General features: G+C 37.8%; 14 protein-coding genes. 7 read left to right on the forward strand and 7 right to left on the reverse strand.

The features are described from left to right. Positions 1 to 23: 23 nt before the first annotated feature. Positions 24 to 1,574, reverse strand: coding sequence for a sulfatase family protein (locus H7U17_RS10105; protein ID WP_186756604.1), 1,551 nt, complete (start codon positions 1,572 to 1,574; stop codon positions 24 to 26). 25 nt (positions 1,575 to 1,599) lie between these two features. Further along, positions 1,600 to 3,063: a sulfatase gene (locus H7U17_RS10110; RefSeq protein WP_186756605.1), complete on the reverse strand. Its 1,464-nt coding sequence runs from the start codon at positions 3,061 to 3,063 to the stop codon at positions 1,600 to 1,602. A gap of 291 nt (positions 3,064 to 3,354) precedes the next feature. Here H7U17_RS10110 and H7U17_RS10115 point away from each other — a divergent pair, with 291 nt between their 5' ends. Together H7U17_RS10115 and H7U17_RS10120 are read left to right on the forward strand one after the other, a co-directional pair. Continuing rightward, positions 3,355 to 3,936, forward strand: coding sequence for a DJ-1/PfpI family protein (locus H7U17_RS10115; RefSeq protein WP_186756606.1), 582 nt, complete (start codon positions 3,355 to 3,357; stop codon positions 3,934 to 3,936). Between the two features lie 117 nt (positions 3,937 to 4,053). Further along, positions 4,054 to 5,469, forward strand: a complete 1,416-nt coding sequence (locus H7U17_RS10120; protein ID WP_186756607.1) for an SDR family oxidoreductase — start codon at positions 4,054 to 4,056, stop codon at positions 5,467 to 5,469. Here the strand turns inward: H7U17_RS10120 and H7U17_RS10125 are convergent. The 5 genes from H7U17_RS10125 to H7U17_RS10145 all read right to left on the reverse strand — a co-directional run bounded on the left by H7U17_RS10125 (position 5,466) and on the right by H7U17_RS10145 (position 12,574). Further along, positions 5,466 to 6,719: a hypothetical protein gene (locus H7U17_RS10125; protein ID WP_186756608.1), complete on the reverse strand. Its 1,254-nt coding sequence runs from the start codon at positions 6,717 to 6,719 to the stop codon at positions 5,466 to 5,468. The two genes, H7U17_RS10120 and H7U17_RS10125, sit on opposite strands and share 4 nt — an antisense overlap. 634 nt (positions 6,720 to 7,353) lie before the next feature. Continuing rightward, a complete protein-coding gene (locus H7U17_RS10130) occupies positions 7,354 to 8,313 on the reverse strand; it encodes a GNAT family N-acetyltransferase (RefSeq protein ID WP_186756609.1) in 960 nt (319 codons plus the stop codon). Positions 8,314 to 8,319: 6 nt separating this feature from the next. Continuing rightward, a complete protein-coding gene (locus tag H7U17_RS10135; protein ID WP_230981357.1) occupies positions 8,320 to 9,183 on the reverse strand; it encodes a 1-acyl-sn-glycerol-3-phosphate acyltransferase in 864 nt (287 codons plus the stop codon). A gap of 162 nt (positions 9,184 to 9,345) precedes the next feature. After that, positions 9,346 to 10,173: a DUF4249 family protein gene (locus H7U17_RS10140; RefSeq protein ID WP_186756610.1), complete on the reverse strand. Its 828-nt coding sequence runs from the start codon at positions 10,171 to 10,173 to the stop codon at positions 9,346 to 9,348. 4 nt (positions 10,174 to 10,177) lie between these two features. After that, positions 10,178 to 12,574 (reverse strand): TonB-dependent receptor, encoded by a 2,397-nt coding sequence (locus H7U17_RS10145; protein WP_230981359.1) that lies wholly within the window; start codon positions 12,572 to 12,574, stop codon positions 10,178 to 10,180. A 231-nt stretch (positions 12,575 to 12,805) separates the two neighbouring features. On the opposite strand from H7U17_RS10145, the gene H7U17_RS10150 reads away from it, so the two are divergent. Genes H7U17_RS10150 through H7U17_RS10170 form a run of 5 tightly spaced genes read left to right on the forward strand, consistent with a single transcriptional unit; the run spans position 12,806 to position 17,640 of the window. After that, positions 12,806 to 13,771, forward strand: coding sequence for a VWA domain-containing protein (locus tag H7U17_RS10150; protein WP_186756611.1), 966 nt, complete (start codon positions 12,806 to 12,808; stop codon positions 13,769 to 13,771). A gap of 19 nt (positions 13,772 to 13,790) precedes the next feature. Then, positions 13,791 to 14,444, forward strand: coding sequence for a tetratricopeptide repeat protein (locus tag H7U17_RS10155; RefSeq protein WP_186756612.1), 654 nt, complete (start codon positions 13,791 to 13,793; stop codon positions 14,442 to 14,444). Then, the gene (locus tag H7U17_RS10160) at positions 14,434 to 15,090 is read left to right on the forward strand and encodes a hypothetical protein (RefSeq protein ID WP_230981361.1); all 657 of its coding nucleotides are present in this window, start codon (positions 14,434 to 14,436) and stop codon (positions 15,088 to 15,090) included. The genes H7U17_RS10155 and H7U17_RS10160 overlap by 11 nt, the downstream gene beginning before the upstream one ends. A 37-nt stretch (positions 15,091 to 15,127) precedes the next feature. After that, positions 15,128 to 16,309: an acetyl-CoA C-acyltransferase gene (locus H7U17_RS10165; RefSeq protein WP_186756614.1), complete on the forward strand. Its 1,182-nt coding sequence runs from the start codon at positions 15,128 to 15,130 to the stop codon at positions 16,307 to 16,309. Positions 16,310 to 16,332: 23 nt separating this feature from the next. Further along, positions 16,333 to 17,640 carry a toxin-antitoxin system YwqK family antitoxin gene (locus H7U17_RS10170; RefSeq protein ID WP_186756615.1) on the forward strand — a complete coding sequence of 436 codons (1,308 nt, stop codon included), beginning with the start codon at positions 16,333 to 16,335 and terminating at the stop codon, positions 17,638 to 17,640. The last annotated feature ends 95 nt before the right edge of the window (positions 17,641 to 17,735 follow it).

A 17,735-nucleotide genomic window follows, 5' to 3' on the forward strand; every position in this document is an offset into this window, starting at 1 on the left:
CCTTTGCTATTCATAAACGGATTTTATTTTTTATTTATGGTCGGGTTACTGATGTCTTGATGAAAAATCTCTTCGGCCTCAGTATCCTCATACTTCTTAATCGCTTCAAGTAATTTTGCCTTCATTTCTTTTTCTACTTCCTGATAAGCCTCCTCTCCTGATACATTGTTCATTTCTGAAGGATCCTTTTCCAAATCAAATAATTCCCATGCATCTACTTGATTATAGAATCTAATGATTTTATATCGATCAGTTTTCACACCAAAATGTGGGGAAACATTATGCTCTCCTACTTCATAATAATGATAGTAAAGGACTTCCCTACCTTTTTCAACTTCACCCGTTAATACTGGTAGAATGGACTCACCTTGAAGGTCTTCAGGAATTTTCACTCCTGCTGCATCCAATAAAGTAGGCGCAATATCCAAGTTCATCACCATGGCATCAGATTTTGTTCCAGGCTCTACCACGCCGGGGTACTTCATGATCATTGGAGTACTGAAAGATTCCTCATACATAAATCGTTTGTCGAACCATCCATGTTCTCCCAAATAGAATCCCTGATCTGAGGTATAAATAACTATGGTATTTTCCTCCAAGTCATTCTCTTTCAAATAATCTAAGGTCCTACCGATATTTCTGTCCATCGATGCAGCCGTAGCCAAATAATCACGCATATATTGCTGGTATTTCCACTCAACCAATTCCTTTCCAGACAAATTACTTGCTTCAAGTTCCTCACGAATAGGCGTATAATGAGCAAAAAAAGCTTTCTTTTGCTCATCTGTCATTCTCTTTACATTACGGTCTCCTACCTCATCTGGGAACATCTTAAGGTCGTAGCCCATGATCATGGTTTTGTCGACAGACATATCATTTTCCATGGCTGCCAATCTCCCCTCATAGTTATCATAAAAATTATCAGGAATTGGGAAAGTCACATCATCATACATGTCCATATCCTTCAGATCAGGCATCCACGTTCTATGAGTAGCTTTATGACCAATTACTACGCAAAATGGTTTTTCTGGATCCCTATTGTCCATCCAATTTTCAGCAGCATCTTCAACAAGATCACTCACATAACCCGTTTTTCTAACGCGCTCTTCTTTGCCTTTTACTATAAAGTCCGGATTGAAATAATAGCCCTGTCCAGGTAAGATTTCGTAATAGTCTAAACCTTGTGGATTTTCACCCAAATGATATTTTCCTATCCATGCTGTTTGGTAACCTGCTGCCTGTAAGTTTTTCACAAATTGATCTTGACCTGGATTAAATTTACTATCGGTATTCCTTCTGAAACCGTTCAGATGACTGTATTTACCTGTTAAAAGTACAGCACGGCTAGGTCCACAAATAGAATTGGTTACATAAGCATTATTAAACAACACTCCTTCATTCGCAATTCTATCTATATTTGGGGTTTCAGTGATTGTGCTACCATAGGCACTGATTGACTGACGAGTATGATCATCTGAAATGATGATAACAATATTTGGCGGCTTTTGCTCTTTGGGCTTTGAGCATGAAACAACTGCCAGACTTATCAATGCCCATAAAACATTTCTAAACATGGATTATTATTTTGGTATCTTGGTTTTATTTACTTGCTGTATAGCTTTTTCCTAAATCATTATCCCTAACCTCAGCCAGTTTCTCCTTCAGTCTCGATTTAAACATTTCAACCACTTCTTCATATTGAGGATTATGGGCTAGATTATTAAATTGTTGTGGATCGTTTACCATATCAAACAACTCCATCCCTCCTGCTCCATCTTCTTCATATTGTATAAATGCCCATTTTTCATTCCTCAAAAGGAATAAATGCTTACCTCTCCATTTAGAAACTGAAAAAGCCATATCCCTTACCTCATAATCAGGATTATCCAATGTTTTCACTAAACTTTTTCCTTGAATAGCATTGGGCAATTCCAAACCGGCCAATTCTGCCACCGTAGGATATAAGTCTATCAATTCTGCAAAGGATTTACTGACTGCAGGTTGCTTACCTGGTACCTTGATGATCAGAGGGACCTTAGCTGATTCTTCATGGAGGCTCACCTTCATCCAGAATTGATGTTCACCTAAATGGAAGCCATGGTCAGAGGTAAAAATCACAATGGTATTATCAGCTAAACCTTCTTCTTCAAGAGCATTTAAGACCTTACCTACTTGCGCATCCATATAAGATACCGAGGCATAATAAGCAGCTATGGCTTTTTTCTCTTGATCCTCTGACATCCGAGCATTTACACTGGTCACATAATTGATACCATTTGCAGGAATATCGTCCCAATCACCAAACACTTTTGGTGGCAAAACCATTTCCTGATAAGGATAGGGCTCAAAATACTGCTTTGGAGCAACAAAAGGCACATGGGGCCTTACCAAGCCTACAGCTAGGAAAAATGGTTCATCACCTTTATTCTTGATTAATTCTATTGCCTTTTCTGCAGTCCTGCCATCAGAATGCGCCAGATCATCTCCATCGGCCTTTACTATCGTCATCACATTCCCTCCTTTTCTTGGAAGCTTGCCAAAAGGATTTCCTTGCACCAATTCCGCTTCTCCTTCTGCCTTCCATTCTGGACCTTGACTATTGAACCTCTCTGTCCAAGACGCTTCATCGTCGGCACCATTAGAACCTGTTTCTATATCAATGGGAACTCCCATATGATAAATTTTACTTACTCGGGCCGTATAGTATCCATTGTTTTTAAACAGTTGGGACCAAGTAATTTTATCAGGACCGATATTTTCTCTCCCACTAGTGTATCCAAAAGTTTCCGTTGCATGAGGATAGTATCCTGACATAAAAGAAGCACGGGAAGGTCCACAGATTGGAAACTGACAATAGGCCATATCATACTGAGTTCCTTCAGCTGCCAGTTTATCGATATTGGGAGTAATGTTTAATGGGTTTCCATAAGCAGACACAGCTTTGGCTGTCAAATCATCTGCTATAATAAACAATACATTGGGTTTTTCTTTTTTTTGGGCTAAAGCAAAAATCGCATTTAAGCACAAAAGTGTCGTGATTAGGTATTTCAATGGTTTATTCATTTAATGATTTCTGAAAATTAAATTTAGCAAAAGCCTAAACATTTCCTTGCTTAAATAAATTTGGTAGTCAGTGGCTTGAAACAAATTTAAAAAAACTAACGACAACTTTTATATAATTTTAAATCAATAAAACCACAAACATAAATTTTTTTATTAAACAAAAGGATAATATTCAATCACATTGATACCTCAATAATAAATTAAAAGATAGTTAACAGGACTCATTTTATATTATAGGTAAAAATAATTACATTCTAATTCTATCTTTTTAACCCAATAAAACTAAAGATTATGGCTAAAAAAATTTTAATGCTTGTCGGTGATTATGTGGAAGATTATGAGGCCATGGTCCCTTTTCAGGCCATGCTTTCGGTAGGTTTACTAGTGGATACTGTTGGACCAGAAAGAAAAAAAGGAGAAACAGTTCCCACTGCCATTCATGATTTTGTGGGAGACCAAACTTATAAAGAAACTCCTGGCCACCGTTTCGGCATTACCAAAGACTTTGATCAGGTCAACCCAGCTGAATATGATGGTCTTTATATTGCTGGTGGTAGGGCTCCAGAATACACTAGATTGAATGAAAAAGTCCTGGAGATTACCAGGCACTTTTTCGAAACTAACAAACCTGTGGCAGCTATTTGTCATGGCATACAAATATTAACTGCTGCAAGGGTACTTGAAAACAGAACCTTAACAGCCTATGTGGCAGTTGGGCCTGATATTGAATTGGCGGGAGGAACTTGGAAAAACATACCTGCAGACCAAGCCATTACTGATGGTAACCTGACCACATCACCAGCTTGGCCAGGCCATCCGGCTATCCTGAAGGAATTTTATCAATTACTCGGGATGCATATTTCATTTAACTGATACACTGCAGGTAGCCAAAACTTCTGGACCCTGAAATAATTCAGGGTCTTTTTCAACTCTAATTTCATTTTAAACAATTCTCCATTTTTTTGGTCTTACATTATAAAGATGCATTCCATGAAAATCCTTCTTACAGGTGCTACTGGCTATATTGGAAAGAGAATTCTCCCTACCTTGGTCTACAATGACCACGAGGTAGTTTGTTGTGTAAGGGACAAAAACAGATTTTCATTACCTAAATCATTTGTAAATCAGGTTGAAGTAATAGAGGCTGATTTTTTAGATGAAACCTCCCTTAATTCTATTCCCAAGGATATAGATGGTGCCTTCTATTTGATCCATTCCATGTCTACTTCAGAAGATTTCAGTGCCCTGGAACTAAAGTCATCTAAAAATTTCAGGGCCTATATGGACACCACCCATATTAAACATGTAATCTATCTAGGTGGAATCATCAATAACCAAGTGCTTTCAAAACATTTATTATCTCGAAAAGCAGTTGAAGATGAATTATCAAAAGGCAAATATCACTTCACTGCTTTGAGAGCAGGAATTATCATTGGTTCAGGTAGCGCTTCCTTTGAGATCATTAGGGATTTAGTAGAAAAACTCCCTCTTATGGTTGCTCCAAAATGGCTATCAACAAAATGCCAACCCATTGCCATAAGGAATGTGATCAGTTTTTTGAGTCTTTCCATATTCAACCCTATCACCTATGACAGGCATTTCGATATTGGCGGACCTGACATCTTAACTTACAAGCAGATGTTATTGGGCTATGCAGCCAACAGAGGACTGAAAAGAAAGATTTGGATTGTACCTGTCATGACACCAAGATTATCCTCCTACTGGCTGTTTTTTGTCACCAGCACTACCTACAAATTAGCCGTTTCATTGGTAGACAGTATGAAAATAGAAGTAGTTTGTGAGCCCAACGCTCTGGCCAAAGACCTTGGCATAGAACTGATGGATTATCAAACAGCATTAAGCAAGGCTTTTACAAAAATAGATTCCAATGAAGTTGTTTCCAGCTGGAAAGATTCGCTTATCAGTGGCAGGTTTGATCACAATATCTCGGAATTCATCAATGTACCTGAATTTGGCTGTATGAAAGACAGGAGAACGGTACCAGTAAAAAACGAAGACGCATGCTTGGAAAAAATATGGCAAATAGGTGGAGAAACAGGTTGGTATTATGCCAATTGGCTTTGGAAATTGAGGGGTTTTCTTGACAAACTATCAGGAGGAGTTGGACTCAGAAGAGGACGTACCCATGTTCAAACCATTAATAATGGTGATGCAGTCGATTTCTGGCGGGTACTCTATGCAAAGAAAGAAGAAAAAAGATTATTGCTTTACGCGGAAATGAAAGTACCAGGAGATGCTTGGCTAGAATTTAAAATCGATAATCATAAGCTAACCCAAACAGCTACTTTTCGACCAAAAGGACTTTGGGGTCGGATTTATTGGTATTCCGTTCTGCCATTTCACGGCGCAATTTTTGGCGGAATGATTAGAAAATTGGCCAATTAATCAGCGGTACAAGTTCCATAGTTTCGAATTTCCTCCTTGGTAGGATTATACCCATTACCCTGTGTCACTATCACTACCGCTGGATCTTCAAAAACCAATTTACTGATTGCACAGTAATCTATCAAACTTGAATTATTAAGTATAGAAAGCGCTCCTCCAATAATTCTGAAATCATGCAGACCTGAAAGATCTATCATTTCAGGATTATTTTCAATTAAAAATGCTCCCGTGACCTCATTAATATTCATCCCATTAAAGGATCCTAGAAATGGGTTATTTTGTACAATAAAATCTCCTTCAACCTTTCCTAATCCCTTCAGTTGAGATAGATTGATAATGGGACTGCTACTCTCCTCATCTTCCTCAATTATTAAATTTCCCCAGATGGTTTCATATTGATATTTGCCAAATTCATCCACTTCTTCCTGACTGGTTAGCACTACATTCCCTATATACGAATTTTCAACTTCTTGTACTTTTTGCATTTTGATCAACAATGGTTCCTCCTGATGCTTCAACAAACTATCAATAGAAATAAGCGCTCTCACCTTTGAATAACCATCTACAATAGCCTCCGCACCAATGACCGAACCTTCTTCATATTCTTCCTTCAAAATAACTTTCGCAGCTGAATCAACTTCAATCGTATAAGATGTATTGATCACCAAATCACCTGCTAAAAATTTCTCAGGATCATACTTATCTCTCATTGCTACCCAGAAATATAATAGAGGCCTAAACTTCACTTTCTCTGGATCAAAGCCAAAGTCCTCAGGAGAATACCCTAAAGTCGAAAGGACATCCAAAACAATTTCTTTCACCTTATTGAGTTCCATTACTTCAAAATCAATAGGCAACTGAGCATCAATAAACTCCTGCAATTTCCCCTTTTCTGGTATAGCAAAAAGGGTCGTTCCATCCGAATCGAGTAAAAGCAACTCTGTGAGTAGGTATTTCCCCACAGGTAAGCTTATAGTTTCAGTAAAGAAAATACCTTCAGATTCATAAACTTCTATCAACTTTTTGGAATAATCTGTTGAGGTCCCATCCTCGCGTTTTATTGTAATCCAAGCACTGACTACTAAATCAAAATCATCATTTAGCTTTCTGGAATTACTGCTATTATTCTGAAGAGAAAAACTAAAGGACACTGCCCCTCTCAATTGATCAGGCACATCTAAATCTTTAGAGCAGGAAAAAACTCCTATAAAAACACATAGTATAGTGTATTGAATAAACTTATTGGACATGACACAAAATGAAAAAACTGAAAATATTGCTATAGCTACCTGATAAAAGCAAGCTAACAACTGCCTACCTAACCATAAAACACATATTAATAAATCTAAAATACATTTATTTATTTATAAAAATTAATTTTCTACAGATAAAAAAAATATAAATGTCAAACTTTTATGATCAAAAACTACCATTTCATCATATGTATATCCGCCATTTTACCGTAAAGATTAAAAGCGAATCGAAACAACTCTTTTGATTAAAGTATCGGCTGCTTCAGTCTTCCGACCACTTGAGCAAAGGATTTATGGTTACTGGCATCATAGCGGAAAATCACTTTTCATTAAAACTATTATTTTAAGAGTCCCCTATAATTTTACACAACATGATTATCCGTTATTACACCAGTAAACTTGTTCCTCACAGCCTGTCCAGATTTATCGGGAGATTCCACAGATCTACCTGACGGAAGACAGGTTTGCACGGAATAAAATACCGTTTCTTTGGGCTTTTGTGTTCTTACTGAAAGAATATCTTATTTACAAAAAGCTACTGGTGTCTTTGCGGATATACAGATTACACAATAAAAAAGCTGTTGAATCCAATCCCAACAGCTTTTTTATATTGATATTTCTTTACAAAAACCTACTTATCTTCGACCTTTTTATCTATGTACTTATCTCTCTCATAGGTTTCTATATGGCGTTGTTTCTTGGTTTCATAAATATCCTTAAGGGTAATCATAATACCTGTCTCTTCTACTGCTCCAAATTCATTGTTCATGGCTGTCCCAAAAGTCTTCATGCTTGGAGAAAGGTTCATATAGGTATTGATGAGCGGTGGAATATTCTCTCCCAAAGCCCTTACCTTCGTATTTAGTACTTTATAGCCTTCCTTATAATCTTTTTCCTCAAAAAGCGCCTTAAAACCACTTATATCAGTTTTATAGGGCAATGGACTGATCGGTTCTACTAAATGCTCATTATCGGGAAAATAGTGATTCATAAAGTAAAGTAATAAATCCCTTGCCTCCGCATTGAAATGTGGATACATGGTCACCTTTCCGAAAAGATATTCAACATCTGGGTTCAAAACCACTACAGCTCCTAATCCATCCCAAAGATTATCCAAAGAAAATACGCCTTTTCGGTTATCCTTTCTCGGTTGGTATTTAGGCTGGACAAAAGACCTGCCCAACTCAATGGTTTTTGGCAAATAGTCGCTCTTAAATTTATCGGTGAATTTAAATAAATGGGCGGTGGAAAGATTCACTTCACCATGCTCATTTTCTCCAGCATTTTTGCAGTTTATCAATCTATAGCCTGCAATGATTTCTTCCTCTTCAGGATTCCAAGCGATCAATTGCTCATAGCAATTTTCACAGGTATCATTTTCATCAATATCCACAGGCAACCCCGTTCCCCCTCCAGCACCTCTAAAGGTCAGTTCCCTAAGACGTCCAATTTCCTTCATCACATTAGGGGAATTGTGGTGATTTATTAGATATACCTGATTATCGCCATTATTCGTATGGCGTAAAAATCTCTCGGGCGTCAACTCCCTCTTCAAAATCTCCTTATCAACAGGCGCTATTATCTCTTGCATAAAAACTTAACTTTCTGTGGCTATGGAGTAAACGGTATTTTTCACGTCCTCTGCCCAGTACTTTTCACTTTTCGAATCATCAAAATACTCGTAAGAAATGGGTTTTCCTACATGTATAGTTACTTTTTTGTTCTTTTGGCCAAACATTTCATCTGCCAAATAAAGCATCTCAATATTTGCTTTAACTCCCAACTTTTTCCTTATCAAGGCCAGATTATAAAAAAAAGATGAATTCTTTCCCTCTATATAAACTGGGACTACATCCTTTTTATATTTCTTAGCTTTTGCAATAAAACTCTTTTTCCATTCCAAATCTTTTATTACCCCAGATTGCTTTCTGGAAACCAAACCTGCCGGAAAAACCAAAACGGCTTCCTCTCCTGCATAAGTCTCCTCTATCAATCTCGCTGCGGACCTTCCATGAGCCCCATGTTTGTTTACTGGCACAAACAAAGGTTCAAAGTTTTTGATATTGGTCAATATATCATTAACTAAAAACCTCAAGTCCTCACGGTACTTACCCAATGCATACATGAAAGCTATGCCATCCAAACCTCCTAAAGGATGGTTTGACGCAAATATCACACTTTCATTTAAAGGAATATTCTCAGCACCCTTAAGTTCAATTTTAACCCCAAACTCCTCAATCAAACCATTTACAAAATCTAGCCCCCTAAGATGTCCCAACTTACCCATGATTTGATTGATTTCATCTTCATGGGCTATTCTACGAATATAACTAATGACAAATCCGGGAACCCATTTCAAAAGCGCAGGATTCTTGTCCTTAATTACTTTCCTAATCTCTATAAATTTCTTTTGTGGCTCCTTCAACTGTGGATATAAAATTTGCCCCAGACTTTCCGACAAACTATAGCAACCTTAAAGGTTTGACATACAGATTTATGCAGATTTCATGGGTGATTAACTGATCCTTTTTGAAACCAACCTTTAGGGCTTCAAAAGCTAAAAATACAAAAAAATCACAAAGAGACACTTAAAAATTAGCGCATACCAACTTAATTCTTGCCCTTATTCTATGGTTATAGATTCAGTTACCACAGGCCCTACCATAAAATATCCCAAAGCAGCTTTCTCTCCCTCAAGCAATTGAATATTAGTTGGAGGATTTTCTGGCAAGGGACTGAAAAGTCCGCCATCATTAAAAAGAAATCCTTGGAGACTTTCTAGGTAATCATAAGCTTCCTTGTTCAATCGATAAAGAGAAATCCTGGCCACATCTCCCTTTTTAAAAACTATATTATCTATATCTAAACCTTCTTCAAGGGCTCCTATTCCAAAAGTATCATCAAAAAGTAAATAATCTCCTCTTCTATTCAATAAGGTATCGTTCCTTACTACTTTCACTCTATAATAATTATCTTCCTCAAAAGGTATTTTCCCGTGGAGCTTGATATAGTAGCCCTCATCCCTTATCAAATTACCTTCTTTATAGGAATAGCTTAAACTATCTATCTCCGGCGCCTCCAATAAGGTACCACTAGACATATAATGTTGCCCCCCGATTTTCACATGCAGGGAATAATCTTGCCCTTGACTTCCTACAATATTGGTTTGTGGAAGGTATTTCTTAACACTGCTCACATATTGAAAATCATACCTTATCTGTCTATCCTCATGAATAATATATACCTCTGCAAAATCAATCGCTTTAAATCCAGTAGAGTCATAATAATCACGGCTTCTGCTTATTAACACTTCATTTAAACTTCTATTGTCTGTCCAAATCCCCTCAATAACAGTCTGGGGAGGGAAAGTCTGCAATACTGGCCTTACTTCCTCCAAACATGAGATAAGAAAAAGAATCAAAATAAGAATTCCGTACTTCGAGAATTTCATAAGTTTAAAATTCAAAATTATAGGATATAGATGGCATTATTGTAAACAAATAAGTCATGACCACTCCAGGTCTCCTTGAAAATATTTCATCACTGGAAGAAGATTGATATTTTACATCATTATTGATGATATCAGTAAATTGATATAAATAAGGGTTTTTTCGTCCATAGAGATTATAGATGCTAAAGCTCCAGCTTCCTTTCCAGTTTTTCCCCCTCTCTTTGTTCTTCCATACAATGGACGCATCCATCCGATGATAATCAGGAAATCGATCTTGATTTCTTTTTGGACCATAAAGTGGGATTTCCTGATTATCCATGGCATAAGACCCCACAGGAAAACTAACTGCCTGACCTGTAGAATAGATAAATGTGATATTGGCCAGTAACCTTGAATTAAATGTTCTTTGCATCACCAAGCTGATATCGTGAGGCCTATCATATCGGGGATTATAAGCCTCACCCAAACTGATCCCTGGCACTTTTCTGAAAGTCCTTGAATAAGTATAACTTAACCAACCAGTAAAACTACCAGCATTCTTCTTCAGCATAAATTCCGCTCCATAAGACCAAGCTTGACCTTTTAGCAACTCTGCCTCAATATTGTCAGTAAACAATAAATCAGCTCCTTGTCTTACATCCACAATATTATCATAATCCTTATAGTATCCTTCTAAAGACAAATCCCAATCTTGCTCCCCAAATGACTTGAAAAGCCCTGCTGAATATTGGTCAAGGCTTTGTGGCTCAATATACCTATTGGATAAAACCCATCTATCGATAGGCAAACCGGCGGAATTATTAGCAGTTATCTGTAAATATTGATAATTCCTGTTATAGGCTGCTTTGAAGGAAAGTTTTTCATTGATCTTAAATCTAAATGCTAACCTAGGCTCCAGCCCGTGATAAAACTGCATTTTTCTAAATCGCTTAAAAAATAGCGTATCCAATATATCTGCCTCCTCACCACTTGGACCATCTTTATAAATATATTCTGCTCCTCTCCCTATTTGATTATAGGCACTGACCCTTAATCCCGCTTCCACTTTTAACCTTTCATCAATATCAAAATCACCGGAAACAAAAGCATCATATTGAAAAGCATTGACAGGATTGGTCACCACAGGCTCCAAACTACTTCCTGGCTCCACCTTCATGTCTAAAGGAAAAAAATGATAGTACCTGTTTTGTAAGCCCACTTCTAGATTGACCTTATCATTAACTGACCAGTTGACGATCCCCTTCAAACCTCCCTCAGAAAGCAGGTTTTCCCAGCTAAAGCCATCTTCTTCATCTTCGATAACCAAATTATATCCGTATTGGGAATAATATCCATTGACTTCTAAAAACAAGTTTTTATTGATAATTCTATTCCAATTAAAGCTATTGACCCAATTTTTCCATCCAAAACCAAACAATCCATCCACTTCCAGATAATCATTTCCTAAAAAAGTAGTAAATGAAATTTTATCCCTATCCCCAATTCGAAAATCAAGTTTACCTCCTAAATCATAAAAATATAATAGGTTGTTTTTTATATCATCGCTTCCAAAGGCCCTCAAAAACAAATCTGCATAGGTTCTTCTGGCTGAAATAATAAAAGATGATTTATCTGAAAACAGTGGCCCATCTAGGCTTAATTTTGAACTGATAGTTCCAATACCTCCTTCTCCATGGATCCTATCAGTCCTACCTGTTTTCATCTTTACATCTACAACGGATGACAATCTCCCTCCTTGTCTTGCTGGGATATTTCCCCGATACAGATCTACGCTTTCTAGAGCATCAGGATTAAAAACTGAGAAAAATCCAAAAAAATGGGACGGGTTATATACCGGGGCCCCATCTAGTTGGATAAGGTTTTGATCGGATGAGCCTCCCCGAACAAATAATCCTGTCGTACCTTCTCCTGCTGTCTGTATACCCGGCAATAACTGTAAGCTTCTAAGCACATCAACTTCTCCAAAGAGCGAAGGAATGTTTTTTAAGGTATTTATGGAAAGGGTGTTTTTACCCATATCGACACTTTCAACAAGGGAAACATCGGTATCCCCCTCTATCACCACCTCATTCAAACTCTGCAATAATTCACTTAACTCCAGCTCTAATGCTTGTTTCTGGCTGGAACTGTTTACGGCTAAATACTTGATTTCAAAGCCAACAAAACTGACCACTAAGGTCTTGGGAAGTTCAAATACATCTATTTCAAAAAAACCCTGCTCATCGCTCACTACACCTTTGGTTTCTTCACCCAACCAAAAAATTGATGCGCCAGGTAGTACCTCTCCCGTCTTTTCAGCCTTTATATATCCAGTAATTTTTTCAACCTCTTGGGCTTTACCGATCAAAGGACTCAAACACATCAGCCAAAAAATTATTGGGCAAAATAAAAATTGCTTCATATGGATACTTTCGGCTAATCTATTTGGGTACATGGGTAATCAAATACTTTTCTTTAGTCATCCTGTCTGACCACAAAATTTCGAATTAAGATAGTATTTTTTTTGTGATAACTATACTAGTTAGTTTACTATTAACTATTTAGCCAAACATACGTACCTGACATAGCCTATGGACCATAATAATTTTATGACCATTGTTTCGTTTTGATTTAAAATTCCTAATTTCAAGGCATGATTTGGGCATATCCTAATGTTTCTTTGTTAACCATACTTGCAGTGATTTTCGCACTGCTTTACGCGGTATATTTGTATCGTTTTTATATTATCAATAAAAAGTTAAAGGTTAAAACTCACCGGCTTTTTCTGAAAATGGGCCTGAGAGTACTTTATTTTCTTTTGTTTTTGGTGGCCTTGGCGGGTCCTTCTGTGGGAAATGCCACTAAGGAAATCAAACAAGAAGGCAAGGATATATTTATTGCTATAGACCTTTCGCAGTCAATGAATGCCCAGGATATTGGTCCTTCAAGACTTCAAAGGGTGAAATTTGAGTTAAAAAACCTCATTAAGAATTTCAGCACCGACCGCATTGGATTAGTAATATTCAGTTCAGAGGCCTTTGTACAGTGTCCTTTGACCTTTGACCAAAATGTTCTGCAACTCCATTTAGATGGCTTGCATACTAACCTTGTCCCCAATTATGGGACAGATATTGCTGCTCCATTAGCCCTTGCCATTCAAAAGTTCAAAACAGATGAAAACCAAGATCCAAAGTCAAAATCCATTGTATTAATAAGTGATGGAGAAAACTTTGGAGACAACCTTAACACCATTATTGACGACATGAAAGAAGAAGGCATTCGAGTATTCAGCCTTGGTGTGGGTACAGAAAAAGGAAGCACAATCCCTAAAGGAAACGGAGTAATCATGGATAAAAATTCCAGTGGCCCGGCGATCAGTAAGCTTTCAAGCAATACTTTGAAAAGGATTGCCAGTGAAACCAATGGCCAATATTTTGAAATCAGTAATAATACACAGGAAATCCCGCAGTTGATTACTGCAATCGAAAAAGTAGAAGGCACCGTAACCGGATCAAGGACCGTGGAAGCCTCTGCTAATAAATATTTCTATTTCTTATTAGCGGCTTTGGGCTTGGCCTTATTGGACATGGTCTTACCGCTTAGGACAATCAGTATGTAAATAGAGATTCCCTTAAACTATGAATAAGATTATTCTGACCACACTTCTATTGATCCCTTCATCCTGGAGCCAAATTTCAGAGAGGAATAATGCCATAGATAGTGCTGCTGAAAAATATAATAAAGCAGAATACGAGGAATCTGTGCGACAGCACCTGAGCTTACTGAATGAATTTGGCATTACCGCTGAAGAAGCCAATTTTGATTTGGCCTTAAGTTATCAGTTCAATGAGCAGCAAGAAGAAGCGCAAAGGAAATTTCTCGAATTAAGTGCCGCCCAAAACAAATCCATCGCATCCTCTGCAGCCAATCAAAATGGTGTGTTACATGGCAGAAATGAAAAATATCAAGAAGCCCTGCAAGCCTTTAAAACGGCCTTGATAAAAGACCCAAACAATGATATTGCTCGTTATAACTATGAGCTATTGGCCAGATGGCTGGAAAAGAATGAAGACCAGCAAAAAGATCAGGAGCAGGATGAGAACCAAGATCAACAAGAACCATCCAATTATGCCAAGCGTATGAAAGCCCAAGCCGATGAACTCGTAGATCAGTTCAAATTTGGAGAAGCTTTGGATGTAATGAACAAGGCTTTGGAAATCGATGAAACTGTTTCACACTATCAGGAGTTTATTAAGAACTTAGGAGACATCAATGAAATCAATGAAAATTAAAATAATTTGTTTTTCTATTGGCCTATTGGTTTTCAGCCTAGTTGTCAAAACAGCACAGGCCCAAACTGCCATGGCCTATTTTAACCAAGCAGCCAAGCAATATGTAAATACTGATTATGCCAAACTGGGAGAAACATTACAAGAAGGCTTGCAAAAGTTTCCTAATGACCCCAAGCTCAACGCGCTAAAGGATAAACTCCAAGATGATCAGGAAAAAGAAAACCAAGATCAAAAGGAGCAAAATAAAGAGCAGCAGCAAAATCAGCAAAACCAAGACCAGCAACAAGAGGGCGATCAAAACCAAGACCAACAGGACCAGCAACAGCAAGAAAAAGAATCCCAGGATGGACAGGGTGAAGAACAAACCCAAGAAGATGGTGCTGAGGAATCTGAGAAGATGGATGAAAAACGTGGAGAAAAATCAGATCGCCAAGATACCTCTGAGGAAAAATCAACACAAGAAAGTGATTTGACAGAGCGTGAAAAGGCCATGGAGGAGCTCAAGCAGAAATTACAACAAATGAATATTTCACCAGAGCAGGCAGAGCAAATCCTGGATGCTATGAATAATGCGGAAATGCAATATATTCAGCAAACCAGGAAAAAGGCAACGAAGCGACCTGACAAAAATCTTCCTGACTGGTAATTGATAAATTTCTATGACCCTATAACCTTAAACCCAAATGAAAGAAGTTTATATCATCTCTGCTGTCAGAACTCCCTTGGGGAGTTTTGGAGGAAAATTATCAGGACTGAGTGCTATTGAATTAGGTGCTCAGGCGATAAAAGGAGCCTTAAAGGCCGCTCAAATTCAACCAGAAGCTGTTCAAGAGGTGCTCATGGGAAATGTCCTTTCCGCCAACTTAGGACAAGCTCCTGCACGCCAAGCATCATTGGGTGCAGGCATCAATTATAATGTTCCCTGCACCACAGTGAACAAGGTCTGTTCTTCTGGTATGAAATCTGTCATGTTTGCTGCCCAATCCATCATGTGTGGACAAAACGATATTATGGTAGCTGGAGGAATGGAAAGCATGTCCAATGTCCCCTACTATATTCCCAAAGCGCGTTTCGGCTATAAATTCGGTAACGCTGAATTGATAGATGGTTTGGCCAAGGATGGCTTGCATGAAGTGTATTATGATTTTCCAATGGGAAATTGTGCTGAAAATACTGCAAAACACATGAATATCTCTCGTGAAGCACAGGACCAATATGCCATCCAATCCTATCAGCGCTCTGCCGAAGCTTGGAAAAACGGCTATTTTAAAGATGAAGTTATCCCAGTTGAGATAAAAGACCGAAAAGGCCAAAGTATATTCATCGATGAAGATGAGGAGTTCAAAAATGTCATATTTGAAAAAATCCCGAACCTAAGACCAGTTTTTAACAAAGAAGGTACTGTAACTGCAGCTAATGCATCAACCATGAATGATGGAGCAGCTGCTTTAGTATTGGTAAGTAAAGAGAAAGCCGAGGAGTTGGGATTAATACCCATTGCCAAAATATTAGGCTTTGCGGATGCTGCCAGAGATCCAATATGGTTTACTACTGCCCCTGCCCTAGCCATACCAAAAGCCATAGAAAATGCAGGTTTAAAAAGTGCTGATATTGACTTTTATGAAATCAATGAAGCCTTTTCAGCAGTAGCTTTGGCCAATCAGGAACAACTGAATCTGTCTCCAGATCAATTGAATGTTTTTGGAGGAGCTGTCTCTTTGGGGCATCCTTTAGGGGCTTCTGGTGCAAGGATACTGGCTACCTTAAGCTCAGTATTAAATCATAAAAAGGGTAAAATTGGTGTAGCGGGTATTTGCAATGGTGGCGGAGGTGCATCTGCCATGGTTATTCAAAACCTTAGATAAAATTTCACCTTTCTATTTCTCCTATGAAAATCAAACTTTTTCCTGTCTTAACCCTCCTCATAATTAATGGCACCATGCTCTTTGGTCAAGAAAAGGTAACCACCTATTATGATCTGGAAAAAAGCCAAATCAAGGAGGAATACAAAATGAAAGATGGCCAAATCTCCGGCCCCTATAAATTATATTACGAAAATGGCGCCTTGCAAACAGCAGGGCATTGGAAAGATGGAAAAAGGGAAGGCCTCTTTGTATACTATTCCCCAGAAAGAAAAGACACTATTAAAGTCATCAACTTTCGAGAGGATAAAAGAGAAGGCGAGTCTTATTCTTATGACCTGGATGGAAATTTAATTCAAATCGCCCACTTTAATGCTGATGTTCTGGAAGGAGAAATGAGCACCTATTATCCTGATGGTCCCATAAAACAAAAGACAAGCTTTTTTGCCAATAAACCCCATGGACAGAGCATTCAATATTTTCCTTCGGGAGAGGTGATGAACATTGCCAACTATGAATATGGGGTACTGAATGGAATTTTCAAGACATTCTATGAAAATGGCCAGCTTTCTTCTATTGAATACTATGATAAAGGACAATTAGATGGAGAATTAATCGCCTACTTCCCCAGTGGGGAGTTAGAAGAAAAAGCCATATACAAGGATGGTCAACAAAACGGTGAATTCATCAGCTATTTTGAAAACGGAACGGTAGCCCAAAAAGGGCAATACAAAAAAGGAAAACCAGAAGGCAAATTCCAGTCATTTTACAATACAGGCCAACTTAGGGAAGTGGCGGAGTACAAAAACGGAATCCCCACAGGTCAACAAATCATTAATTTCCCCTCTGGAAATAAAGCAGAAATCATCTCCTACAATAAAGACGGAGGAAAAATCAGACACGAATTTTTCCATGAGAATGGTGAAATCCACAAAATCATCAAATTCACCAATAAGCTCCCAGAGGGAATCGTGAATGTTTATGATGAAAAAGGAAATCGAATAGAAATCATCCCATACAAACAAGGGCAATGGGATGGAACTTATCAACGTTTCGATAAAAATGGACAAATATTATTAGAAGGGAATTTCAAGGCAGGACTGAAACATGGAGAGGAAAAAATATATTATCCCAATGGAAAATTAAAAACCATTACCACTTATGATTTGGATTGGAAATTGGGGCCATATAAATATTTTGAAGAAAATGGTCAGCTCAAGGAAGAAGGAACCTATTGGTACAATAAAAAATACCAGGAATGGAAATACTTTGACCAAGATGGAGACATCTTAAAAACAGAAATTTTCAACAAAGAAGGTAAATTAATTAAATAATTTTAGGGAGAAAGAAAGGTAAAAAAAATGCTAACCCCTATTTTTGTTATTCAAAATTTTATTGATCGAATTAATCCTCCTATCTGGTTTTTACC

This window comes from Echinicola salinicaeni, from assembly GCF_014280965.1.
GTDB lineage: Bacteria > Bacteroidota > Bacteroidia > Cytophagales > Cyclobacteriaceae > Echinicola > Echinicola salinicaeni.

Excerpts from the sequence above, each read along its gene's own strand:
- H7U17_RS10105 (WP_186756604.1), bottom strand. The coding sequence starts at position 1,574 with ATGTTTAGAAATGTTTTATGGGCATTGATAAGTCTGGCAGTTGTTTCA.
- H7U17_RS10110 (WP_186756605.1), bottom strand. The coding sequence starts at position 3,063 with ATGAATAAACCATTGAAATACCTAATCACGACACTTTTGTGCTTAAAT.
- H7U17_RS10115 (WP_186756606.1), top strand. The coding sequence starts at position 3,355 with ATGGCTAAAAAAATTTTAATGCTTGTCGGTGATTATGTGGAAGATTAT.
- H7U17_RS10120 (WP_186756607.1), top strand. The coding sequence starts at position 4,054 with ATGAAAATCCTTCTTACAGGTGCTACTGGCTATATTGGAAAGAGAATT.
- H7U17_RS10125 (WP_186756608.1), bottom strand. The coding sequence starts at position 6,719 with ATGTCCAATAAGTTTATTCAATACACTATACTATGTGTTTTTATAGGA.
- H7U17_RS10130 (WP_186756609.1), bottom strand. The coding sequence starts at position 8,313 with ATGCAAGAGATAATAGCGCCTGTTGATAAGGAGATTTTGAAGAGGGAG.
- H7U17_RS10140 (WP_186756610.1), bottom strand. The coding sequence starts at position 10,173 with ATGAAATTCTCGAAGTACGGAATTCTTATTTTGATTCTTTTTCTTATC.
- H7U17_RS10145 (WP_230981359.1), bottom strand. The coding sequence starts at position 12,574 with ATGAAGCAATTTTTATTTTGCCCAATAATTTTTTGGCTGATGTGTTTG.
- H7U17_RS10150 (WP_186756611.1), top strand. The coding sequence starts at position 12,806 with ATGATTTGGGCATATCCTAATGTTTCTTTGTTAACCATACTTGCAGTG.
- H7U17_RS10155 (WP_186756612.1), top strand. The coding sequence starts at position 13,791 with ATGAATAAGATTATTCTGACCACACTTCTATTGATCCCTTCATCCTGG.
- H7U17_RS10160 (WP_230981361.1), top strand. The coding sequence starts at position 14,434 with ATGAAAATTAAAATAATTTGTTTTTCTATTGGCCTATTGGTTTTCAGC.
- H7U17_RS10165 (WP_186756614.1), top strand. The coding sequence starts at position 15,128 with ATGAAAGAAGTTTATATCATCTCTGCTGTCAGAACTCCCTTGGGGAGT.
- H7U17_RS10170 (WP_186756615.1), top strand. The coding sequence starts at position 16,333 with ATGAAAATCAAACTTTTTCCTGTCTTAACCCTCCTCATAATTAATGGC.